The sequence below is a fragment of the Georgenia sp. Z1344 genome (assembly GCF_057652375.1).
On record NZ_CM172728.1, the window covers coordinates 1,506,686 to 1,528,964 of the forward strand.

The following is a 22,279-nucleotide window of genomic DNA, read 5'->3' on the forward strand; positions in this document are numbered from 1 at the left end:
CGACGGGCTCGGTCAGGTCCCGGTGCCCTCGATCGAGACGTTGGTCGCCTTGATGACGGCGGTCGCCGGCGAGCCCACCTCGAGGCCGAGCTGCTCGACGGCCTCGGTCGAGATGAGCGAGACCACGCGGTAGGCGCCGCACTGCAGCTCGACCTGGCTCATCACGGTGTCGGAGACGATGCGCGTGACGATGCCCGTGAGGTGGTTGCGCGACGAGCGACGCTCGATGCCGTCGTCGAGGGAGTCGACGTGCTTCTCGCTCGCGAGCTCCTGGGCGAGCGCGGCGACGAAGGCGCCGTCGACGGAGAGCCGGCCGCCGTCGCCACCCGCCTCGAGCCGCCCCTGGTCGACCCAGCGGCGGACGGTGTCGTCGGAGACTCCGAGCAGGTCGGCAACGGTGCGGATCCGAATGTGCGGCATTCCTGGAGGCTAGCACCCGCACCTGCGCCTCCTGGCCGGCAAGTGAGCGGACGTCCTCCCGGCGAGTGAGCGGACGTCCGACTCGCGACCGAGCAGGTGTGCCCCGAGGGCTGACGCGCCCCGGACGCCCGGTCGATAGCGTGCAGTCATGACCTCGACCTCCGGCTCCGACCGCCAGGTGCTCGCGCTGTCGCACGCGGGCACGACCGCTTTCGGCACGACGACGGCAGTGGCGCTCGCGCTCGAGGCCGCGCGCGCCGGCGAGGAGGTCCTGCTCATCGACCTCTCCCCCGACGGCGAGGCCACCCGGTGGCTGCAGGCCGAGCCGTGGGAGGAGGGCCAGGACGTGGGCGCGATCCTCGACGACGACTACCCCCTCGGATGGGCCCGGTCCCTCGCCGTCCCCACCACGGACCACGAGCGGCTCCGGCTCGTCCCGGCGTCGTCCGGCCCGGCCCGTGAGCCGCGCGCCGGCGCGGGTCCGCAGCTCCACCACGCGCTGACCACCGCCGACGACTACGTCCTCGTCGTCATCGACTGCGGTCGGATCCGCTCGGGCGCCCGCCTGGTGACGGCCCTCAACGCCGCGTCCGACGTCGTCGTCACCACCACCCGATCGCCGAAGGACCTCGCCGAGGTGTCGAACATCGTGGCGAGCGTCGAGGCCTACCGCCGGCTCATCCACGACGAGGGCGGCAACCGGTCCGATCTCGTCCGACTCCGCGGCGTGGTGGTCGGCGCCCCGGCGGGCGGGCCGGCTGAGAATGCGTCGTCGACCGAGGAGCCCGAGCTCGCGGAGGTTCCGACGGACAAGGCGTGGTCGCCCCTCGTGCTCAGCCCGCATGTCCCGGTGGTCCCGGCCGAGCACGGTGAGCCCGCCACCCGGAAGCGCCCCTTCGAGATCTGGACGCCCGGCAGCACCTTGTCGCAGCACTACGGGCAGCTGGCGGCCCAGCTCGTCGACGCCATGTCGGACGCATCCACCGACGACTGAGGACCTGCTCGTCGAGATTGCGGTTGGTAGCCGTCGAGATTGCGGTTGGTCGGACCGGGCAGAAGCCCGCTCACTCGTCAGGAGGAAAGCCGCTCACTCGCCAGGAAGGGGGCGACGAGGTCAGTAGGCGCTTCCGTCGGCGAGCGCCGTCACCCAGGCGCGGGCCTCGTGGAACTCCTGGTCGGACGTGCCGCGGGCGAGCACCGGCCTGCGCTGGTCGGCGCGCGGGTAGGAGCCGAGGAACCGGACGAACGGGCACACCCGCCTGAGCCCGAGCAGGGCGGCCTTGACGCGCTCGTCCGCCACGTGCCCCTCGGCGTCGATCGAGAAGGCGTACCGGCCGATGGCGTCCCGGATCGGCCGCGACTCGATGCGGGAGAGGTTGACCCCGCGGGCCGCGAACTGCTCGAGCATCGTCAGCAGGGCGCCGGCCTCGTCGTCGGGCAGGTGGACGAGCAGCGTCGTCTTGTCGGCGCCGGTCGGCGGGGGCGGCGGCACGAGCCGGGAGACCGCGATGAAGCGGGTGACGGCGCGGCGGTTGTCGCCGACGTCGTGGGCGAGTACCGGGAGCTCGTACCGGGCGCCGGCCAGCGGGGAGACGATCCCGGCGTCGAACCCGGGATCACCCTCCCCGGCGAGGATGTCCGCGGCCGCGGCGGTCGAGGTCGCGGGGACGTGGACCGCGCCCGGCAGGTGCTCGGCGACCCAGCCGCGGCACTGCGCCCACGCGTGCGGATGGGTGGCGATGCGGCGGACGTCGGCCAGCTCGGTGCCGGGCCGCGCGACGAGCTCGAACTCGATGGGCACGAGCATCTCGGCGACCACCACGAGGGGCTCGTCGCCGGCCACGAGCGAGTCGATCGTGGCGTTGACCCCACCCTCGACCGAGTTCTCGATCGGGACGACGGCCCGGTCGAACCGCCCCTCGCGCACGCCGGCGAGCGCCCCGGGGACGTCGGTGCTCGGCTCGGCCACGTCGGCGTCGTCGTCGAGGATCTGCCGCAGCGCGGCATCGGTGAACGTGCCCGCGGGGCCCAGGTAGGTGTAGCGCACCGGCCGAGCCTAACCACGCGGGGCCGTGACCGGTCCCGCACCGACCCGCCCCCGGCCCGCCACCGCCCGCGACGTACCCTCGGACGCATGAATCTCGGCCCGCACCGCCCGATCCGGGTCCTCGCGTGAGGCGCGACGACCGCCGGCGCAGGGTCGTGCTGGTCCTCGGCGTGCTCGTGCTCATCGCGATGATCAGCCCGTTCATCCTCCCGCTCCTCGCGAACGGGGCCACCCCTGCAGACACGTCCGACGACGACACCCCCGTCGTCGTCCTCGGCACCGGCGGTCTGACCTGGGAGGACATCGACGACGGAGAGACGCCCCGGATCGCGGAGCTGGCAGCCGAGGGGTACTCCGCCAACCTCGTCGTCCGCTCGGTCGGCTCGACCACGTGCCGCACCGACGGCTGGCTCGCCCTCTCGGCGGGTCAGCGGGCGGCCGGCGAGCGCGACGGCGGCGACTGCCTCCCACCCGCGCCCGTCGGCACCGAGACCGGCACCGAGACCGGCGGCGAGTGGCAGGTCCCCGGCTGGTCGGAGTACGTCGAGGGCGCCCGTACCGACCGGTTCGACGCCGTGCCCGGCACCCTCGGCGGGTCGCTCGCCGAGGCGGGTCGCAGCGCGGTGGCGATCGGCGGCGGCGCGGCGGTCGCGCTCGCCGAGCCGGACGGGACCGTCGCCGACGCACGCCCCACCACGGACGACGACGCCGAGCTCGGGGCGCTGACCGCCTCCGCGATCGAGGACGGAGCGGACCTTGTCGTCGTCGACCTCGACCCCGCGGACGCCACCGGACGCGCCCCGGACGGCGAGGCAGCACCGGGCGAGGCCGCACCGGGCGAGGAATCCCCGGGCGAGCAGCCCCCCGGCGCCCGCACGCCCGCCGAGCTCGACGCCCGGGTGGGCGCCGTCGTCGACGCCCTGGCCGAGACCGGCAGCGAGCCGACGATCCTGCTCGCCTCCCTCTACGACGGCACCCGCACCTCGACCCTCCAGGCGCTCGCGCTCACCGGCGCGGGCGAGGGCTCCGGGCTCGCCACCTCCCCGGCCACCCGCACGGACGGCATGGTCCAGGCGCCCGACCTCCTGCCCACCGTGCTCTCCCTGCTCGACGTCGACCAGCCGACCGGGCTCGTGGGCTCCGCGCTCGTCACCCGGCCCGGCGACGACGACCCGGCGGACCGCGCGGCGGGCCTGCGCGACGTCGGCGTGCGGGCGCTCGCCGTGGCCCCGCTCGTCTCGCCGGCCGTCCTGTGGCTGGTCGGGCTCAACATCGGGCTCGGCGCGGCGGCGCTCGTGGGCCTCAACCGGCGCGTCCTCGCCGCGCTCGGCGGCACCGAGCGGGCGCGCCACCGGGTCCTGCGGGTCCTGCGCGCGGCGGCCCTCGTCGTCGCCTCCCTGCCGGTGGCGCTCATCGCGTCCTCGCTGCTGCCGTGGTGGCGGTTCGAGCCGGCCGGCCTCGCGCTCGCCGGCGTCACCGTCGCCGGGGCGCTGTTGCTGGCCCTCGTCGCCGTCGGCGGGCCGTGGCGGCACTCGCTGGTCGGCCCCACCGCGGTGGTCTCCGGCGTGACGGCGGTCGTCATCGCCGCCGACGTCATGCTCGGCTCCCACCTCTTCCTCGGGTCCGTGCTCGGCACGCAGCCCCAGATCGGCGCCCGGTACTTCGGGATGTCGAACCACTACTTCGCGCTGTTCGCCACGGCGTCCCTGCTGCTCGCGGCGACCGCGGCGCAGGCCCTCGTCGCCCGCGGGCGGGGGCGTGCGGCCGCCGCGGCAGCGCTCGCCATCGGCGCGGTGGCCACGGCCATCGACGGCTGGCCCGCATTCGGCGCCGACTTCGGCGGGCCCCCGGCGATGATCCCCGCGTTCGTCGTGCTCGCGCTCCTCGTGGCGGGGGTCCGCGTGACGTGGCCGCGCGTGCTGCTCATCGGGGCCGTCACGGTGGCCGTGGTCGCGACCGTCTCGCTGCTCGACTGGCTCCGCCCACCCGACGAGCGCACGCACCTGGGCCGGTTCGTCGGCACGCTCCTCGACGGTGGCGCGTTCGACGTCATCTGGCGCAAGCTCGGCCGCAACCTCGAGATCCTCGTGTCCTCCCCGCTCACGGTGCTCGCGGCGGTCGGAGCGATCGTCGTGGTGGTCCTCGTGGCCCGGCCGCTGCGCCGGCCGGACACGGCCGCTACCTCGGACTACGGCTGGCTCGTCCGCCGCCCGGAGACGGGCACGACGACGAACGGCACGACGGCGAACGACGCGGCGGCCACCTCCTCACCGGGCACGACGGCGACGCTCGCCCTCCCCGAGGCCGCCCAGGTCCTGAAGCCCGCGGCGGTCGCCCTGCTGATCCTGTGGATCATCGGGTTCGCCGTCAACGACTCGGGGATCGTCATCCCGGCCCTCGGCGTGGCGCTCGCCGTTCCGCTCACCCTCGCGCTGCTCGCGTCGTGGCTGCTCGAGCGCCCCCGCCACGGGCCCCTGCACGAGGCGGACGACCGGGGCGACGAGGGCGCGCGCACCGCCGTCGACGCCTGACCCGCGCGGACCGGCGAGGGTCAGCCGGCGAACAGGTCCGGCAGCGCCTGCGACGCCGTGAGCACCGAGACCACCACGAGGAGCACGGCGAAGACGGTCGTCAGCGTGGCCGGCGGCGTGCGGGTCGAGAGTCGGGCACCGAGCTGGCCGGCGAGCGTCGAGGCCAGCGCGAAGGCGAGGACGACAGGCACGTCGAGGTCGATGCCCTGCGGCACGCGGGCGAGCAGCCCCGCCGCGGAGTTGATCGTGATGACGAGCAGCGAGGTGCCCACGGCCGCGCGCATCGGGTAGCCGAGCGCGAGCACGAGCGCGGGGACCGCCGCAAAACCTCCCCCGACGCCGAACAACCCCGTGAGCAGCCCGACCACCGCCGCGAGCCCGATCAGACGGAGGGCACCGCGCCACCGCCGTCCCGCGGGAGCCCGGTCCGCCTGCGGGAGATCCTGCGGCGCACCGGTGGTGGCGTCGTCGTCGGGCATCTCGCTCTCGTTATCGCCGGCGTCCGCGAGTGCCCTCAGCTCCGCCTCGCGGGCGTCGCGACGGTCCGCGGACGCGCGCCTGGCCATGAGCACGGCGACGCCGAGGAGGAGCACGGAGAACGCGGCCATGAGGGCGGGGCCGTCGACCAGGTGGGCGAGCCACGCCCCGCCGGCCGACGCCACCGCGCCCACCGCGCCGAAGACGAGGCCGCCGCGCAGCCGGACGTTGCCGCGCCGGGCGTGGGGAACGAGCGTGACGAGCGAGGTGACGCCGACGATGACGAGCGACGCCGTCGCCGCCGCGTGGGGGCCCATGCCGAGCAGGTAGACGAGCGCGGGGACGGTCAGCACCCCGCCCCCGGCACCGAGCGTGCCGACGACGACGCCGACGACCGCGCCGATCGCGGTCGCGAGGGCGATGGCCTCCATGCGCGTCCCCTACTCGGAGGTGGGGCGCGGGCGGGGTGCGCCGTCGGGACGGACCCGATGCACGACGTCGGGCCGGGGCCGCGTCACGCCGGCGAGTCCGCCGAGCGCGGGGGGTCCGGGGTCGCGGGGGTCTCCGCCGTCGGCTGGCCCTGCGGTTCGACCTGGGCGGCCCCGTCGGCGGTGGGGTCCCCGGCGGGGGTCTCGTCGTCGGGCGGGGTGTCGCCGTCCTCCGGCCTGCGCGGGGCCCAGGCGCGGTAGGGCTCGCCGGGCTGCTGGTCGTCGGCCTCGGGGCCGCGGCGGCTCATCGGCACGTTGTGGCGTCGGGAGGCGCGTCCGGCGACCGCCATGGCCACGTCGCGGTACTGGCGCGCGCGGTGCATCCGGCCGGCCATGTCGCGGCCCGTGGCGCGGTGGCTGACGTCGCAGGGGATCTCCTGGACGGTGAGGCCGGCGACGAGGAGGTCGATCGTCATGCCGACCTCGACGCCCCAGCCGCGCGCGAGCGGCAGCACGGACTCGTAGGCGCGCCGCGTGAGGCAGCGCTGGCCGGACAGGGGCTGCGCGCTGACGAACCCGGTGGCGGACTCGATCGCGGCGCGGGCCATGCGCACCACGCGGCCGCGGCCGCCCGAGCCCTTCTGCGGCGGGAGGACGGCGATCGCGAGGTCCGTGTCCCCGGCGAGCACGGCCTCGACGAGCGGGGCGAGCCCGACGGCGGAGTCCTGGAGATCCGCGTCGACGAACAGGAGCGCGCGCGGCGGGGCGTCGGGCAGGTCGCGCATCGAGACGACGGACGCGCCGGTCTCCATCGCGGACGCCTTGCCCCGGTTGACCGAGTGGCGGACCACGACGGCGCCGGCCGCGCGGGCCACGTGCTGGGTGTCGTCGGTCGAGCCGTCGTCCACGACAAGGACGAGGTCGACGTGCGGGATCGCCCGGCAGGCCCGGATGGTCGCAGCGATGTGCGTGCCCTCGTCCTTGGCCGGGACGACCACCGCCACCCGCCTGGAGTCCTGCGCCACAGTCCCACCCTAACCAGGTTGGCGCGGGGCGACCCACCTGTCCGCGTTCGTGGGACCCGGCGTGGCGCGCGGTGCCGGCGTCGCGAGACCTGCCGGAGCGAGGCCCGGCAGAGCGGGAACGACCGGTGCGAGACCTATCGGAGGGAGACCTGGCGGCTGACGAGTCCGGCGCGGGCGCGGCGCTCGTCGGCGGTCAGCGGCTCGGTGACGGCGAGGGCGGCGTCGAGCCGCGTGCCGAGCTCACCGAGCGGGCCCTCGACGTCGTCGGCCTCGGTGCCCGGGGCGAGCTCCCAGACCGGGACGAGGAGACCGCACGTGCGGAAGGCGCCGACGAACCGGGTGCCCTCCTCGATGGCGGACTCGCGCGCGGCGTGCAGGCGGGCGAGGGCGTCGAACACGGTCTCGGGGTCCTCGGGGCGGACCCAGCGGACGAACTCGCGGCCCATCCGGCACCAGTAGGCGGAGCCGGCGGAGTCGATCCGCACAGTGGGGACGATCTGGTCGGCGCTGTCCTTGACGGCCTGGGCCACCTCGGCCTCGTCCTGCTGGTCGGCGGAGACCCAGTAGCCGAAGTCGGCGTGGACGTCGATGGTCGGCTCGACCGCGGGGTCGAGGATGTCCTGCAGGCGCGGGCCGGGCTCGGGCAGCGCGCCGACGGGCAGCGGCTGGCCGGGCTCGAGCTCGAGGGCGCGCAGGAGCGCGTGGGCGACGTCGCGGGACGCGTCGCCGGAGCTGCTCGCCGTCTGCATGCCGACGAGGATCGTGCCGTCCTCGCGGCGCAGCGCCGGGGCGAGGTCCGGCAGCAGGCTGGCGATGAGGACGTCCGCGCCGCCGTGCTCGGCCGTGGTGCGGACGGGGATCGTCGCCGCCGGGACGATCTCGCGCATGGCCACGAGGTCGGTCTCCGCCGCCAGCCCCTCGAAGGGACGCTCGACGTACTCCACCTTCGGCGGGCGCACCCGCGTCGGACGCTCCTGCTGGCGCGCACGGCGCCTCGATGCCTTACCCATGACGCGCAAGCCTAGTTGCGCCGCGGCCCTGGGGGCGCCGGGAGCGCCCGGGCCGCGGCGGTCGGTCACATGATCTCGGGCACGGATCCGTCGGAGGAGACGATCTCGCGGCCGGCGGCGGCCCAGCCGGCCATCCCGCCGTCGACGTTCCAGGCGTCGTACCCGGACTGGTTGAGCCACTGCGCGGCGCGGGCCGAGCGGCCGCCGGTGCGGCAGATGACGAGCAGGTCGGCGTCGCCGAGCTCGTCGGCGCGCTCGGTCAGCTCGCCGAGGGGGATGTGGACGGCGCCGGGGGCGTGGCCGGCCTCCCACTCGTCGTCCTCACGGACGTCGAGGAGCGTGTAGCCCTCGGGGATGGTCTCGCCGGGGAGGTCGGCGATGGTCACGTCGGCAGGTGCGTCGGGGATGGGCATGGGTCCAGCCTCCCTGGCGGCGGGCCGTCCGTCCAGTGGGGTGGGGTGGCGCCGGGGCTCGTGCAGGGGCCCGACGACGACAGACCTCAGACCTTGGTGCTCTTGCGGTAGGCGATGTACTCGCTGCTGGTCTTCTGCCACAGGAAGACGAGGACGAGGACGACGAGGAGGAGCGTCACGACCCCGGCCGCCGCGCCGCTGGCGATGTTCGCGAGTGCCCCCAGGACCGACAGGACGAGCAGCACGGTGAGGATGATCCGCCCGACGTTGCTCCCGCGCCACACGAGCACCGTGAGGAAGGCGTAGAGCACCGCCCCGATCAGGACCCCGACGCCGATGGCCCGCAGGTCGTCCTCCCGGATGTAGGTACCCGCGGGAGCAACGTCGGACGGGTCCAGCGCGAGGTAGGCGAACCCGCCCAGGAGAGCCAGGCCCGAGATGACCCACAGGATGATGCAGGCGGCCTTGAGCATGCCGGGCCGCTCGACGGGCCTGCCGTGGCCGCCCATGCCGTAGGCCGGCGGCGCGGCGAAGGGGTTGTCGTCCTGGTTGGGGTAGGTCGGGAGACCGGCCTGCTGGCCGTACTGAGCGCCACCCTGCTGGCCGTACTGCGGCTGGCCGAACTGGGCGTTCTGGCCCTGCGGGGCGTAGGCGCCGTACGGCGGCCGGCCCTGCTGCCCCGGGTCGGCGTACGCGCCGTACTGCGGCTGGCCCTGCTGCCCCGGGTCGGCGTACGCGCCGTACTGCGGGGCCGCGGGCACGCCCGGGTCCGCCGGGCTCTGCCCGTACGGGGTCTGCGCGCCGTACTCGCCCTGCTGGCTCTGGCCCCAGGAGGGGTCGCCCTGCTGCGGGGTCTGGCCCCACCCGTCCTGCCCGTAGCTGTTCGACATGCCTTGATTGTTGCAGTCTCAGCGGTGCGAGAACCCAAGTGTGACGAGCGCCCGTCGGGCACATTTCCCCGGTCGCGCACGTGTGCGGGGGTGGATCGTCCGGTGTTCTCCCCGACGGACGTGAGGAGTGGGCGGAGACGCTTCAGCGCCGCCGTCCCCCGTCGCCCGTCAGAGCACCTGCCGCCCCGAGTCCTTGAGGCGCTTGCGATAGGCCATGTACTCGGTGCTCGACCTCTGCCACAGGAAGACGAGAACGAGGACGGAAACGGCGATTCCCCCGATTCCGGAGCCGGCGTCCGCGCCGTTGGCGAAGCTGCCGAGGCTCACCAGGGTCGACAGGCCGATGAAGATCGTCACCGCGATACGGGCAGCGTTCGATCCCTTCCAGACGAAGACCGGCAGCACGATGTCGAGGGCGCTCGCCATCAGCACGCCGAACCAGATGAGCTTCCAGGTGGAGTTCTCGATCCCGTAGATGCCGGCCTCCGCGGGGTCGGTCGCGAAGAACACCAGGCTGACGAGAACCGCGAGGGCGCCTCCGACCCACAGGATGATGCAGGCGGCCTTGAGCATGCCGGGGCGCTCGACGTGGCCACCGGGACCGCCCATGCCGTAGCTCGGCGGGGCGGCGAAGGGGTTGCCGTCCTGGTTCGGGTACGGAGGGAATCCACCGGGCTGGCCGTACTGGGGCTGGCCGAGCTGCGGCTGCCCGTACTGGGGCTGGCCGAACTGGGCGTTCTGCCCCTGCGGGGCGTAGCCGCCGAACGGCTGCTGCCCGTACTGCGGCTGGCCGAACTGGGCGTTCTGTCCCTGCGGGGCGTAGCCGCCGTACTGCGGAGCGACGGGGACGCCCGGGTCCGCGGGGCTCTGCCCGTACGCGGTCTGCGCACCGTACCCGCGCCCGTCGCTCTGCCCCCAGGAGGGGTAACCGATCTGGGGGGACTGGCCCCATCCGTCCTGCCCGTAGCTGTTCGACACCGCTCGAGTGTCGCAGTCCAGGCGACGCGACGACCGAGATGTGACGAGCGCCCACCGGGTAGTCCTCCCCCCGTGCGCGGCGGTCGAGCTCGATCGGATCAGCGGCGTCGGGCCGCGCGCTCGCGGACGTATCGGGTGCTGGCGGGCAACCACATCGCGACGACGACGAACACCCCCAGCACCACGCCCAGCCACGGGCTGCCCTCGCCACCCCACGTGTGCACGACGAGCCAGACCAACGCACCCGCCATGATCACGGTGAGCCCGATCCGACCGACCTGCTTGCCCTGCCACAGCTGCACCCCGAGCACGATCGCGAGGACCGACACGACGACGATCCCGAGCCCGATCAGTGTCAGCGCGGCCCCCGGCTGCAGATCACCGAAGACCGTGCTGTCGGACTCGCCCCACATCTGGCTGATCCCCCCGATGAACATGGCGAAGAGTCCGGCGAGCAGCGCCCACGGGGCGAAGAACCACACGATGATCGCGGCGGCGGTGATCCAGCCGGGGCGGCGCACGCGGTCGGGCAGCCCGGGCGGCGGCACGGCGTACGGGTTGCCGTGGTCGGGGCGGCCGTAGGCGTTGCTGTCAGGGCCGGCCAGGTAGGCGTTGCCGCTCGCACCTGCGGCGTAGCCGTTCGGCCCGTGGACCTGGCTGCCCGGCCCCGGCACAGCACCGCCGGGCACCGGGGAGTAGCCGTTCGGCCCTGCGCTGGGGCCGTGCGCATAGGGGTCGGTCACCGACAGATAGTGACAGGCGTAGGACCGGCTGCCCATCGGCACCGCTCCCCCACGCCGAGCCCGACAGTTCCCGCCGACCCATGTAGTCGTGCGCCGAGCCATATAGTCGTGCGCCGACCCAAGCAACTACCTGCCGACCCCACCGACGCCGTCACCTGGGTCGGCACACAACGACTGGGGTCGGCGATAAGTACCTGGGTCGGCACACAACGACTGGGGTCGGCGATGAGAACGGCGGCGCCACCGGAAGTTCGTCGTCGGGTGCGTTCCCCCCTCGAACATCGGCGCGGCTGCTGGCAGGATCACCTCATGGACCCGCGCGCCGGCACAGCTGCTCAGCCCTCCGACCTCATCGACGTCGACGCGGTCCGCGGCGCCTACTACGACCGCACCCCGAATCCCGAGGATCCCGCCCAGCGCGTGGTGTTCGGGACGTCGGGCCACCGCGGCTCGAGCCTCGACACGGCGTTCAACGAGGCGCACATCGTCGCGATCACGCAGGCGATCGTCGAGCACCGCCGCGGAGCCGGCGTCGACGGGCCGCTCTACCTGGCCAAGGACACGCACGCGCTGTCGGACCCGGCGTGGACCACGGCGGTCGAGGTGCTCGGCGCGGCCGGAGTCGAGCTGCGGGTGGACGCCCGCGACGGCTACACCCCGACCCCGGCCCTCTCGCACGCGATCCTGAGGGCGAACGGCGCCGGCACCACGGGCGGCCTCCGCCTCGACGGCCCCGGGCTCGCGGACGGCATCGTCATCACGCCGAGCCACAACCCGCCCCGCGACGGCGGCTTCAAGTACAACCCGCCCCACGGCGGGCCGGCCGACTCGGCGGCCACCTCCGCCATCGCGGCCCGCGCGAACGAGCTGCTGGCGTCCGGCGTCGGGCAGGTGGAGCGGATGCCGGTGGACAAGGCGCTCGCGCTCGAGTCGACCCGCACGCACGACTTCATGTCCGCCTACGTCGACGACCTGTCCAACGTCCTCGACCTCGACGCGATCCGCTCCGCCGGCGTGCGGATCGGCGCGGACCCGCTCGGCGGCGCCGCGGTGGCCTACTGGGGCGAGATCGGCGAGCGGTACGGCCTCGACCTCACGGTGGTCAACCCAGAGGTCGACCCGACCTGGCGGTTCATGACGCTCGACTGGGACGGCAAGATCCGGATGGACTGCTCGTCGCCGTCGGCGATGGCCTCCCTGCGCGAGATCATGGCGGCCACGGACGGCCAGGCGGCCCCCTACGACATCGCCACGGGCAACGACGCCGACGCCGACCGGCACGGCATCGTCACCCCCGACGGCGGGCTGATGAACCCCAACCACTTCCTCGCCGTGGCGATCGACTACCTGTTCGCGCACCGCCCGGACTGGCGCCCCGAGGCCGCCATCGGCAAGACCCTCGTGTCCTCGTCGCTCATCGACCGCGTGGCCGACTCGCTCGGCCGCCGGCTCATCGAGGTGCCGGTCGGGTTCAAGCACTTCGTGCCGGGCCTGCTCGACGGCACGGTCGGGTTCGGCGGTGAGGAGTCCGCGGGCGCCTCGTTCCTGCGCACCGACGGGACTGTGTGGACCACGGACAAGGACGGCATCCTCCTCGCCCTGCTCGCCTCGGAGATCACGGCCGTCACCGGGACCTCGCCGAGCGCGCGGCACGCCGGTCTCGTCGAGCGGTTCGGCGCGAGCGCCTACGCCCGCATCGACGCGCCCGCGACCCCGGACCAGAAGGACCGCCTGAAGAAGCTCTCCCCCGACGACGTCGCCGCCACGTCGCTCGCGGGCGAGCCGATCACGGCCCGACTCGTCGATGCCCCCGGCAACGGCGAGGCGATCGGCGGCCTCAAGGTGACCACCGAGAACGCCTGGTTCGCGGCCCGCCCGTCCGGCACCGAGGACGTCTACAAGATCTACGCCGAGTCGTTCAAGGGCGAGGACCACCTGGCGCAGGTCCAGGAGGAGGCGCGCGCCGTCGTCGGGAACGCCCTCGGCGCGTAGCCGCTCTCGGGACGTAGCGGCACCCGGGACGTAGCGGCGCCCGGCACGCGGCGACTCGGCGAGCGCGGCGCCGTCGAGGCCTGACGTCGCCCCGGCCGCTCGGCCGACCGCGGCGCCGTCAGCCGAGCAGGAGCGTGACGAAGCCGAGCGGCCGCCGGTGCCCGCGCAGCCAGTCGGTCACCTCGCGGGCGATCTCGTCGGCGTCGGCGTGGTCCGGGTGGCGTGCGAGCCACTCCTGGCGCTCGCGCAGGTGCCCGAGGTCGAAGTCGTCGAACTCCTGGCGGGTCGTCTCGTGCATGCCGAGCAGCACCCAGCCCGCGGCGTACGCGTCCTCGACGACCTCCACCAGCGTGCGGCAGTCGTCGGTGGAGGCGCCGTCCCACATGTGGGCGAGCTCGTCCGCGGTCGGCGTCCCGGCCCAGGTCTCGCAGCCGAACAGCAGCCGTCCGCCCCCGGCGCGCCGCTCGCGCAGGGCCACGAGCGCCTCGGGGACGCTGCCGAACGCCTGGTAGGCACCGAGGCTGATGAGCAGGTCGGCGCGGTCGGTGCACCCGGTGGCGTCCGCCTCGCGCAACTCGACCCGGTCGGCCAGGCCCCGGCGCTCGGCGTCGGAGCCGGCCCGGACGATGTCGGGGCCGTGGACGTCGAGCCCGAGCCCCCGGGCCCGCGGCGCCTCCTCGAGGCAGGCGAGCAGCATGGCTCCCCACCCGCAGCCGTGGTCGACGATCGTGGTGGGGTCGTGCGCGGTGGCCGCGCGGGCGAGCCTGCGCACCGTGTCCGAGGACAGCGGCGAGTTGATCTCGAGCCGCGCCCCGGTCCCGCTCGGCGGCAGCGGGTCGGTCTCGTCGGTGGTCGGGCCGCTCATGTCTCCCCCTCGGTGGACGTCTCGGTCCCGGAGGGTGCCACCCGCCGGATCGCGGCAGCCACGTGTTTTCCGGGGGCCGCGTCGACCTCTCGGCGCGCACGCGCACGGCCCACCTGCCATCCTGGGGCTCCGAGGACCCGGCCCACGGGTCCCGAACCGAACGAGGAGGCGAGCATGGCTGCCCTCGGCATCATCCTCATCGCGGCGGGAGCGATCCTGTCGTTCGCGGTCCAGGACTCGATCGCGGAGGTCGACCTCACGATGGTCGGCTACATCCTCATGGGGGTCGGCGTCGTCGCCGTCATCATCGGGATCATCCAGATCGTGTCCCGACGGCGCACGAAGCACGTGACCCGGGTCGAGCGCACGGGGCCCCCGGACGTCGAGGTGCACGACCCCCGGGACCCGCGCGTCTGACCACCCCGGCGTCACCTCGCGCGTCCGGGCCCGAGGGCCGGAGCCCGACGTCGGACCCCGAACCCCCAGCACCATTCCCGACAGGCACGGAGCAGGCCATGAAGCTGTCCGCACGCAACCAGTTCCCCGGCACCGTCGTCGCGGTCGAGCGCGGCGCCGTCAACGGCATCGTCCAGATCGAGATCGCGCCGGGCATCGTCATCACGTCCGACATCACGAACGGCTCGATCGACGAGCTCGGCCTCACCGAGGGCTCGCCGGCCGTGGCGGTGATCAAGGCGTCGAGCGTCATGGTCGGCGTCGAGGAGTAACCACTGCGTGCCGCCCCGCCGGCAGCACCTAGGCTGGCCCCATGTCCCTCGCGAACCTCGGCATGGCGTTCGAGGACGGCATCAACAAGCGTTCGGTCGACATGCTCAAGCGGCGGGGCTGGCGGCCCCGGATCATCGGTCTCACCGGCTACGGGTCGGTGCAGTCGCTGCACGTCATGGGCCGCGTCATCATGGGCGACCCGGACGCGACCCCCGAGTCCGACCCCTGGGTCGACGTGCACGGCGACGGCGAGGCCACCCGCCCCGCGCGCTACCCCGCGCTGAGCGACAACGCTGGCGAGTTCCTGGCGAAGACCGCGCAGGAGGCCCGGCGCGGCTGGCGGCAGTTCTTCACGGCGCAGGTGGGCCACCTGCCCGTGACGGTCCGCGTCAACGGCCGCGAGGTCGCCACCACCACCGACCGCTCCGGCTACATCGACGTCATGGTCTCCAACCACGGTCTGGAGCCCGGGTGGCACCCGGTCACGCTGGAGGCCAAGGCCGCGGAACCCACGGTCACGGACGCCCTGGTGGTGGCGCCGACGACCCGGGTGGGGATCATCTCCGACATCGACGACACGGTGATGGTGACGATGCTGCCGCGCGCGGCGCTGGCCGCGTGGAACTCGTTCGTCCGGCACACGAACACCCGCAAGGCCGTGCCCGGGATGGCCGAGCTGTACGCCAAGGTGCTCGACATCCACCCGGACGCGCCGATCTTCTACCTGTCCACGGGCGCATGGAACGTGGTGCCCACGCTCAAGCGCTTCATGCTCCGGCACGGCCTGCCGGTGGGACCGATGCTCATGACGGACTGGGGGCCGACGACGACCGGCCTGTTCCGTTCCGGCAAGGAGCACAAGCGGGTCCAGCTGCGGAACCTCATGATCACGTTCCCGCACATCTCCTGGCTGCTCGTCGGCGACGACGGCCAGCACGACCCGATGATCTACGACGACGTGGCCCGCGAGCACCCCCGCAACGTGTGGGCGATCGGGATCCGCCAGCTCTCCCCCGCCGAGCAGGTGCTCGCGCACGGCACGCTCGAGTCCGCCGAGATGCCGATCCGCGGCCGCTCGGCCGCCACCGAGCACGGCGTGCCCACCGTGCACGGCAAGGACGGCTACGCGCTGGCGGACGAGCTCCCCGCCGTCCTGGCCGCCCAGCGGCAGCGACGCGAGCAGCGCGAGCGCGGCGAGGAGGTGCCCGCGTCATGACCGGCACGAACGGCCCCGACGTCGAGGTCGGCCCCGCCGTCGACGGGGCCCTGCCCCCGGACGTGGCGGACGCGATCGACGCCGCCCCCGAGCGCTTCCGGGCGCTCGCCGAGCGGCTCTACCGGATCGTCGACGGCGCGATGCCGGCCGGGTACGAGCGCAGCGTCGACCGCGGGTTCGTCACCTGGGCGATCCCGCTGGCCGACTACCCGGACACCTACAACGGGCAGCCGCTCCAGTACGTCGCGCTCAAGGGGCAGAAGGGCTACGTGTCCGTCTACCTCATGGGCGTGTACTCCCAGGCCGAGGAGGCGGAGGCGTTCCGGCAGGCGTGGGCCGCCTCGACCGGGCACCTGGACATGGGCAAGTCGTGCCTGCGTCTGAAGAAGGACGAGCAGGTGGACGCCGAGCTGCTCGCCACCACCGTCGCGGCGACCCCGCCGCGGACGTTCATCGAGACGTACGAACGGATCAAGGGGTAAGAACAATGCCCGACGCCACAGGTCAGGTCACGTACGACGTCGTCGTCGTGGGAGGTGGGATCGTCGGGCTCGCGACCGCGCGGGCGCTGCTGCGTGCCCGGCCCGACTCCCGCGTGCTCGTGCTCGAGAAGGCCGAGGAGGTCGGGACCGGGCAGACCGGGAACAACTCCGGGGTGATCCACGCGGGGATCTACTACGCGCCCGGCTCGCTCAAGGCACGGCTGTGCAAGGCCGGCGAGCGGGCGACGAAGGAGTTCTGCGCCGAGCACGGCATCGAGGTGCGCGAGATCGGCAAGCTGGTCGTGGCCACCGATCACGAGGAGAAGGCGCGGCTCGCGACCCTCGCGGCCAACGCCCGGGAGAACGGCATCGAGGTCCGCGAGGTCGACGCCACCGAGCTGCGCGAGATGGAGCCGAACGTGACCGGGCTGGCGGCGCTGCACTCGCCGCGGTCCGCCGTCGTCGACTTCGGTGAGGTCGCCCGCGCGCTGGCGGACGAGGTCACCGACCTCGGAGGGGAGGTGCGGGTGCGCTCGGAGGTCGCGTGGATCTCCGAGTCCGAGACCGGGGTGGACGTCTCGCTCGAGCACGGGGAGGCCGTGCGGGCGCGCCGGCTCGTCGCGTGCGCCGGGCTGCAGGCCGACCGCGTGGCGTCGAAGGCTCACGTCCCCACGGAGATCAAGATCGTGCCGTTCAAGGGCGAGTACTACACGCTGCCCGGCCACCGGTCCGGGCTCGTCGAGCGGCTCATCTACCCCGTGCCCGGCGAGGGACTGCCGTTCCTCGGCGTCCACATCACCCCGACCGTGGACGGGAAGATCCTCCTCGGCCCCAACGCGGTGCTCGCGCTGTCGCGGGAGAAGACCGGACGGTTCGGGTTCGATGCTGACGACGCCCGCGACGCCGTCAGCTTCGGCGGCCTGTGGAAGATGGGGCAGAAGCACTGGCGCACCGGCGTCAAGGAGCTGTGGAACTCGTTCGTGCCGGACGGCTACCTGTCCGAGGTGGCGAAGTACTGCCCGTCGCTCAACTCCACCGACCTCGTCGGCTACCGCGCGGGCGTGCGCGCGCAGGCGGTGCGGCCGGACGGGTCGCTGGTCGAGGACTTCGAGATCGCCTCGACGCCGCGCCAGGTGCACCTGCTCAACGCCCCCTCGCCGGCCGCGACGTCGGCGATCCCGATCGGCGAGGAGCTCGTCTCCCGCGTGTGGGGGTAGGCGGGAGCGGAGCCCGCGTGCGCCAAGGCTGATCGATCAGCAAGGTCTTGAAGCCGGAACGATCTGTCGACTATACTCGACATATGATCGAGGTCCTCAGCACCCCAGACTTCGATCGTTGGCTTCGGAAACTGAAGGACCGGCAGGGACGGCTACGGATCCTCTCGAGGATCGACCGACTCGCCCACGGCAATCCTGGTGATGCCAAGGCAGTCGGCGGGGGTGTCCTGGAACTCCGGCTGACCTACGGGCCGGGCTATCGGGTCTATTACGCACAACGCGGCACCCGTGTGGTGCTCCTGCTCTGCGGTGGCGACAAGTCGACACAACAGAGCGACATCGCAAAGGCGCACCAGCTCGCCTCGGAGTGGCATTCGACGGAGGACGATCATGAGCACTGAGAAGTACACGCGTTTCGACCCGGCCGACTACCTCGACGACATCCACGACGTCGCCTCCTACCTGCAGATCGCTCTGGAGGAGTCTGCCGAGGATCCCACCGCCGTACCCCGCGCCCTGGGAGTCATCGCTCGTTCCGGCAACATGAGCGAGCTTGCTCGCCGTGTCGGGATGAGCCGTGACGGCCTCTACAAGGCGCTGTCCGACCAGGGCAATCCGACCTGGTCGACCGTTCTCAAGGTCTCCGACGCCCTCGGCCTCAAGCTCACCTTCCACGCGGTCGCATAGTCGCTCCCCCGCTCGGTCACCGCGGGCCAGGTATCCCCGCCCGCTCGCACAGCCGCGTGTACGCCCGCGCCATGTAGGCCGCGTAGGCGCCGGTGGAGAGCGCACCACCCACACCGGCGACGGCGAAGACCTCGAGCCAGCCGTACGAGTCGTCGAGCCCGAGGACCACGGCGACCGCACCGAACGCGATGGCGATCGGCCCGAGCAGGTAGTCGATCCGGCGCCCGAGGATGCGGGCCATCGGCAGGAAGTGCGCGCCGATGACGATGACCATGAGCGGCAGCACGAACCGGGCCTGGCCGACGAGGACGAGCACGACGCCGCCGAGCATCCAGATCGGGTGCGTGACGGAGTTGAGCAGACCCATCGCACGACCGATGCGCCGGTCCTCGGCGGTCGGTTCCGCGGGGAAGCGCGCGGCGTGCCGGATCTGGCGGATGCCGCGCGCGACGAACCAGCCGGCGTAGGCCGCCGCCAGGGCGAAGGCCACGATGCCGACCCATCCCCAGGCGAGGGCCCACCACACCGAGTAGACGATGACGTAGACGCCCATGAGGAGCGGGAAGGACGCGTTGCCCCGGGCGGCGGAGCCGAACCATTCGGGGGCGTCGGACGTGACGGCTGGCTGGACGCCGGTCGTGGGCACAGGACCACCTCAGGCTCGGGGGCTCCAGTCTACGGAGGTCCGGGCGCGTCGTTCGTCGTCGTGGGCACGCGTTGCCGCCGCGACGACGGTGGGCCAGGCTGGACGGGTTCCCGCCAGCGCTGCCGAAGGGTGCCCCCATGCCGCACAAGGTCCAGGCCGTCGTCTCCCGCGCGAAGGACGCGCCCGTCGAGGTGGTGACGATCGTCGTGCCGGACCCGGGTCCGGGCGAGGTGGTCGTCGACGTCGCGGCGTGCGGCGTGTGCCAGACCGACCACCACTACGTGGCCGGCGGCGTCTCCGACGACTTCCCGTTCCTGCTCGGCCACGAGGCCGCGGGCACGGTGAGCCAGGTCGGCGAGGGCGTCACGCACGTCGAGGTCGGGGACTACGTGGTCCTCAACTGGCGGGCCGTGTGCGGGGAGTGCCGGGCCTGCTACCGGGGCGAGCCGCACTACTGCTTCGCCACCCACAACGCCACCACGCGGATGACCCTCGAGGACGGCACGGAGCTGACCCCCTCGCTCGGCATCGGGGCGTTCGCCGAGAAGACCCTGGTGGCCCAGGGCCAGTGCACGAAGGTCGACCCGGCCGCCCGGCCCGAGGCCGCCGGCCTCGTCGGCTGCGGCGTCATGGCCGGGGCGGGCGCCGTGCTCAACACGGGCGAGCTGCGCCGGGGCGAGTCGGTCGCCGTCATCGGGTGCGGCGGGGTCGGAGCCGCGTCCGTGGCCGCCGCACGCCTCGCGGGGGCCACGACGATCATCGCCGTCGACCTGCAGGAGCGGAAGCTCGCCTGGGCGCGGGACCTCGGCGCCACGCACACGATCGACGCCGGCAGCGAGGACGTCGTCGCCCGGATCCGCGAGCTCACCGGCGGGTTCGGCGCGGACCTCGTCGTCGACGCCGCGGGGGTGGCTGCCACGTACCGGCAGGCGTTCGAGGCCCGGGACCTCGCGGGCCGCGTGGTGCTCGTCGGCGTCCCGTCGCCGGGCACCGAGATCACCCTGCCGCTGGACGAGGTCTTCGGCCGCGGCGGGTCGCTGAAGTCCGCCTGGTACGGCGACTGCCTGCCGGAGCGGGACTTCCCGATGCTCATCGACCTCTACCTGCAGGGCAGGTTCGACCTCGACGCGTTCGTCACGGAGACGATCGGGATCGTGGACGTCGAGGCGGCGTTCGGGAAGATGGTGGACGGGTCGGTGCTGCGCTCGGTGGTCGTCCTGCCGGGCACGGGTCGCGAGAACGAGGAGGTGCCGGCATGAGCGCGCTGCAGGTCGAGACGGTGGTGACGTCGGGGACGTTCACCCTCGACGGCGAGACGTTCGACGTCGACAACAACGTGTACGTGATCGGCGACGCGGACGAGTGCGTGATCGTCGACGCCGCCCACGACGCCGCCCCCGTGATCGCGGCGGTCGCGGGACGGAAGGTGACGGCGATCGTGCTCACCCACGGGCACGACGACCACCTGCACGCGGTCGCGGCCCTGCGCGAGGCGACGGCGGCGCCCACCTACCTGCACCCGGACGACCGGATGCTGTGGGACGTGACGAACCCGGAGCTCGCCCCGGACCAGGAGCTGGCGGACGGGCTCGAGCTGGCGGTCGGGGGCTCCGTGCTCCGGGTGCTCCACACGCCCGGCCACTCCCCCGGCTCGTGCTGCGTGCACGTGCCCGACCTCGGCGTGGTCCTCACCGGGGACACCCTCTTCCAGGGCGGCCCGGGTGCGACGGGTCGCAGCTTCTCGGACTTCCCGACGATCATCGGGTCGATCCGGGACCGCCTCCTCACGCTCCCGGGCGAGACCCGGGTGCTCACCGGGCACGGGGGCACGACGACGATCGACGCCGAGGCCCCGCACCTGGACGAGTGGATCGCGCGCGGGCACTGAGGGTGTGGTCGTCGTCGGCGTGACGCCGGGGCGGGCTGCGCAGGACCATCGACCGTGGGACGCTTCCGGTCATGGTCGACGGACTGTCGCCTCGGCTCCTGCGCGTGGTGGACGCGCTCCCGCTGCGGCCGGGGCTCCGGGTCCTCGAGATCGGCGGGGCGCCGGGAGCCGCGGCGCGGGAGGTCGCCGCGCGCGTCGGGCCGGACGGGCACGTGCTCGTCGTCGACCGGTCGGCGACCGGCGTCCGCAGGACCGAGGAGGCGTGCGCCGAGCTCGTGGCGTCGGGCGCGCTCTCCACGCTGTGCGCGCCGGTCGAGAACGTCGCACTTCCCGACGGCGTCGCGCCGTTCGACCTCGCGTTCGCCTGCCGGGTCGGCGCGCTCGACGGGCGGCACCCGCATCTCTACGAGGCGGCAATCCGGTGTCTGCGCGAGGCGGTGGTGCCGGGCGGCTCCCTGTACGTCGATACCGGCTCGCCGCTGACCGAGGTCCGACTCTGAGGCACGGCCGGGCGGCGTGGCTCCCGCCCGGCGACGGGCATCGGCGGTCGCGGTCGTCCCGTGTCGGTGGTGCGCGGGAGCATGCGGCATGGCTTCGACCAACGACCACCCGATCCTCGTCCTCGGCGGCACCGGCACGGTCGGTTCACGCGTCGTCCAGCAGCTGCGTGCGGCGGGCGTGGCGTCGCGCCCGGCCGCGCGCGGGACCGAGCCGCCGTTCGACTGGGGGGAGCCGGGGACGTGGGACGCGGCCCTGGACGGTGTGCACCGGCTCTACCTCCTCCTGCCCGACGACGGCGAGCTCCCCGACGCCTTCCTCGAGCAGGCGGCGAGCGCCGGCGTGCGGCGGGTGGTCCTGCACTCCGACCGCGGCATCGACGTCATGTCGGTCGAGCGGCTGCAGCGCGCGGAGGCCGCGGTGCGGGGCTCGGGCCTCGAGTGGGCGATCCTGCGGCCGGACTGGTTCGACCAGAACTTCGAGACGTTCCTCCGGGACGACGTGCGCGCGGGCCGCGTGGCGCTCCCGGTCGGTGACGGTCGGCAGGGGTTCGTCGACGCCGAGGACATCGCGGCGGTCGCGGTCCGCGCGCTGACCACCGACGACCATATCGGCGAGGTGCTCGAGCTGACCGGGCCGGAGGCGATCTCGTTCGGCGAGGCCGCGGCGGCGATCGGGCGGGCCACCGGTCGGACCGTGACGTACGTCGGGGAGCCGGGCGCGTACCGGGAGGCGATGGCGGGGGCCGGCCTGCCGGAGCCGGTGGTCGACGGCATCGTCGCGCAGTTCGCGCCCCTGCGGGCCGCGGGAGACACGACGCCGACAGGCACGGTCGAGCGTGTGCTCGGGAGGCCGGCACGACCGTTCGAGGTATACGCCGAGGAGGCCGCGCGGCGCGGGGTCTGGTCGGAGCCGGCTCGATAGCGCGGGCGCTGGGGCGGCTCGGTGAGGTCGGTCCGGTGACGTCGGTCCGGTGAGGTCGGCTCGGTGGCCCCGCCCGAGCGGGGGTCGGCGTGCGAGCTCACCGACCGCGTGGGCTCGAGGCCTGTCCGTTCATCTCCGTGGACCCGGTCCGCGACGAGGAGTACGGTCGGCCG

General features: G+C 73.7%; 25 protein-coding genes. 14 read left to right on the forward strand and 11 right to left on the reverse strand.

The features are described 5' to 3' along the window. Nucleotides 1–12 precede the first annotated feature (12 nt). Nucleotides 13–420: a TOBE domain-containing protein gene (locus tag AC24FB_RS06730; protein WP_425714278.1), complete on the reverse strand. Its 408-nt coding sequence runs from the start codon at nt 418–420 to the stop codon at nt 13–15. A 148-nt stretch (nt 421–568) separates the two neighbouring features. Between AC24FB_RS06730 and AC24FB_RS06735 the strand changes: the two genes are divergently transcribed. Next, entirely contained in the window at nt 569–1,414 is an 846-nt protein-coding gene (locus AC24FB_RS06735) for a ParA family protein (protein ID WP_425714277.1), read from the forward strand. Nucleotides 1,415–1,534: 120 nt separating this feature from the next. Here AC24FB_RS06735 and pheA read toward each other — a convergent pair whose 3' ends face one another. After that, nucleotides 1,535–2,467, reverse strand: coding sequence for a prephenate dehydratase (gene pheA, locus AC24FB_RS06740; protein WP_425714276.1), 933 nt, complete (start codon nt 2,465–2,467; stop codon nt 1,535–1,537). Between the two features lie 125 nt (nt 2,468–2,592). Here pheA and AC24FB_RS06745 point away from each other — a divergent pair, with 125 nt between their 5' ends. Beyond that, on the forward strand, nt 2,593–4,998 hold the full coding sequence (locus tag AC24FB_RS06745) for a hypothetical protein (protein ID WP_425714275.1): 2,406 nt from the start codon (nt 2,593–2,595) through the stop codon (nt 4,996–4,998). A 20-nt stretch (nt 4,999–5,018) separates the two neighbouring features. Here the strand turns inward: AC24FB_RS06745 and AC24FB_RS06750 are convergent, their stop codons facing one another. From AC24FB_RS06750 to AC24FB_RS06780, 7 genes are all read right to left on the reverse strand, one after another. Beyond that, entirely contained in the window at nt 5,019–5,906 is an 888-nt protein-coding gene (locus AC24FB_RS06750) for a sulfite exporter TauE/SafE family protein (RefSeq protein ID WP_425714274.1), read from the reverse strand. Nucleotides 5,907–5,989: 83 nt separating this feature from the next. Then, nucleotides 5,990–6,928: a glycosyltransferase gene (locus AC24FB_RS06755; RefSeq protein WP_425714273.1), complete on the reverse strand. Its 939-nt coding sequence runs from the start codon at nt 6,926–6,928 to the stop codon at nt 5,990–5,992. 134 nt (nt 6,929–7,062) lie between these two features. Continuing rightward, nucleotides 7,063–7,938, reverse strand: a complete 876-nt coding sequence (locus AC24FB_RS06760; protein WP_425714272.1) for a DUF5926 family protein — start codon at nt 7,936–7,938, stop codon at nt 7,063–7,065. A 65-nt stretch (nt 7,939–8,003) separates the two neighbouring features. Further along, nucleotides 8,004–8,351, reverse strand: coding sequence for a rhodanese-like domain-containing protein (locus AC24FB_RS06765; protein WP_425714271.1), 348 nt, complete (start codon nt 8,349–8,351; stop codon nt 8,004–8,006). 86 nt (nt 8,352–8,437) lie between these two features. Further along, a complete protein-coding gene (locus AC24FB_RS06770; RefSeq protein WP_425714270.1) occupies nt 8,438–9,241 on the reverse strand; it encodes a hypothetical protein in 804 nt (267 codons plus the stop codon). A 168-nt stretch (nt 9,242–9,409) separates the two neighbouring features. Then, complete coding sequence (locus AC24FB_RS06775; protein WP_425714269.1) at nt 9,410–10,219, reverse strand: hypothetical protein; 810 nt, start codon at nt 10,217–10,219, stop codon at nt 9,410–9,412. Between the two features lie 98 nt (nt 10,220–10,317). Beyond that, entirely contained in the window at nt 10,318–10,962 is a 645-nt protein-coding gene (locus tag AC24FB_RS06780) for a hypothetical protein (protein WP_425714268.1), read from the reverse strand. Between the two features lie 309 nt (nt 10,963–11,271). Here AC24FB_RS06780 and pgm point away from each other — a divergent pair, with 309 nt between their 5' ends. Beyond that, entirely contained in the window at nt 11,272–12,954 is a 1,683-nt protein-coding gene (gene pgm / locus AC24FB_RS06785) for a phosphoglucomutase (alpha-D-glucose-1,6-bisphosphate-dependent) (protein WP_425714267.1), read from the forward strand. A 118-nt stretch (nt 12,955–13,072) separates the two neighbouring features. Here the strand turns inward: pgm and AC24FB_RS06790 are convergent, their stop codons facing one another. After that, on the reverse strand, nt 13,073–13,819 hold the full coding sequence (locus tag AC24FB_RS06790) for an SAM-dependent methyltransferase (protein ID WP_425714266.1): 747 nt from the start codon (nt 13,817–13,819) through the stop codon (nt 13,073–13,075). Nucleotides 13,820–13,993: 174 nt separating this feature from the next. Between AC24FB_RS06790 and AC24FB_RS06795 the strand changes: the two genes are divergently transcribed. The 7 genes from AC24FB_RS06795 to AC24FB_RS06825 all read left to right on the forward strand — a co-directional run bounded on the left by AC24FB_RS06795 (nt 13,994) and on the right by AC24FB_RS06825 (nt 18,150). Beyond that, entirely contained in the window at nt 13,994–14,236 is a 243-nt protein-coding gene (locus tag AC24FB_RS06795) for a DUF6458 family protein (RefSeq protein WP_425714265.1), read from the forward strand. A gap of 98 nt (nt 14,237–14,334) precedes the next feature. After that, entirely contained in the window at nt 14,335–14,547 is a 213-nt protein-coding gene (locus tag AC24FB_RS06800; protein ID WP_425714264.1) for a TOBE domain-containing protein, read from the forward strand. Between the two features lie 41 nt (nt 14,548–14,588). Next, nucleotides 14,589–15,764 (forward strand): App1 family protein phosphatidate phosphatase, encoded by a 1,176-nt coding sequence (locus AC24FB_RS06805; RefSeq protein ID WP_425714263.1) that lies wholly within the window; start codon nt 14,589–14,591, stop codon nt 15,762–15,764. Next, complete coding sequence (locus tag AC24FB_RS06810) at nt 15,761–16,246, forward strand: DUF1801 domain-containing protein (protein ID WP_425714262.1); 486 nt, start codon at nt 15,761–15,763, stop codon at nt 16,244–16,246. Before AC24FB_RS06805 ends, AC24FB_RS06810 begins: the two co-directional genes overlap by 4 nt. A 5-nt stretch (nt 16,247–16,251) precedes the next feature. Further along, on the forward strand, nt 16,252–17,463 hold the full coding sequence (gene lhgO / locus AC24FB_RS06815; RefSeq protein WP_425714261.1) for an L-2-hydroxyglutarate oxidase: 1,212 nt from the start codon (nt 16,252–16,254) through the stop codon (nt 17,461–17,463). A gap of 83 nt (nt 17,464–17,546) precedes the next feature. Continuing rightward, nucleotides 17,547–17,864, forward strand: coding sequence for a type II toxin-antitoxin system RelE/ParE family toxin (locus tag AC24FB_RS06820; protein ID WP_425714260.1), 318 nt, complete (start codon nt 17,547–17,549; stop codon nt 17,862–17,864). Continuing rightward, the gene (locus AC24FB_RS06825; protein ID WP_425714259.1) at nt 17,854–18,150 is read left to right on the forward strand and encodes an addiction module antidote protein; all 297 of its coding nucleotides are present in this window, start codon (nt 17,854–17,856) and stop codon (nt 18,148–18,150) included. Before AC24FB_RS06820 ends, AC24FB_RS06825 begins: the two co-directional genes overlap by 11 nt. A 16-nt stretch (nt 18,151–18,166) precedes the next feature. On the opposite strand, the gene AC24FB_RS06830 is transcribed toward AC24FB_RS06825, so the two are convergent. Next, on the reverse strand, nt 18,167–18,796 hold the full coding sequence (locus tag AC24FB_RS06830; RefSeq protein ID WP_425714258.1) for a hypothetical protein: 630 nt from the start codon (nt 18,794–18,796) through the stop codon (nt 18,167–18,169). A 137-nt stretch (nt 18,797–18,933) separates the two neighbouring features. On the opposite strand from AC24FB_RS06830, the gene AC24FB_RS06835 reads away from it, so the two are divergent. The 4 genes from AC24FB_RS06835 (at nt 18,934) to AC24FB_RS06850 (ending at nt 22,106) form a co-directional block, all read left to right on the forward strand. Further along, a complete protein-coding gene (locus AC24FB_RS06835) occupies nt 18,934–20,055 on the forward strand; it encodes an S-(hydroxymethyl)mycothiol dehydrogenase (RefSeq protein ID WP_425714257.1) in 1,122 nt (373 codons plus the stop codon). After that, nucleotides 20,052–20,684 (forward strand): MBL fold metallo-hydrolase, encoded by a 633-nt coding sequence (locus AC24FB_RS06840; protein ID WP_425714256.1) that lies wholly within the window; start codon nt 20,052–20,054, stop codon nt 20,682–20,684. Before AC24FB_RS06835 ends, AC24FB_RS06840 begins: the two co-directional genes overlap by 4 nt. 71 nt (nt 20,685–20,755) lie before the next feature. Then, complete coding sequence (locus tag AC24FB_RS06845; RefSeq protein WP_425714255.1) at nt 20,756–21,184, forward strand: methyltransferase domain-containing protein; 429 nt, start codon at nt 20,756–20,758, stop codon at nt 21,182–21,184. Between the two features lie 88 nt (nt 21,185–21,272). Beyond that, complete coding sequence (locus tag AC24FB_RS06850; RefSeq protein WP_425714254.1) at nt 21,273–22,106, forward strand: NAD(P)H-binding protein; 834 nt, start codon at nt 21,273–21,275, stop codon at nt 22,104–22,106. Nucleotides 22,107–22,279 lie beyond the last annotated feature (173 nt).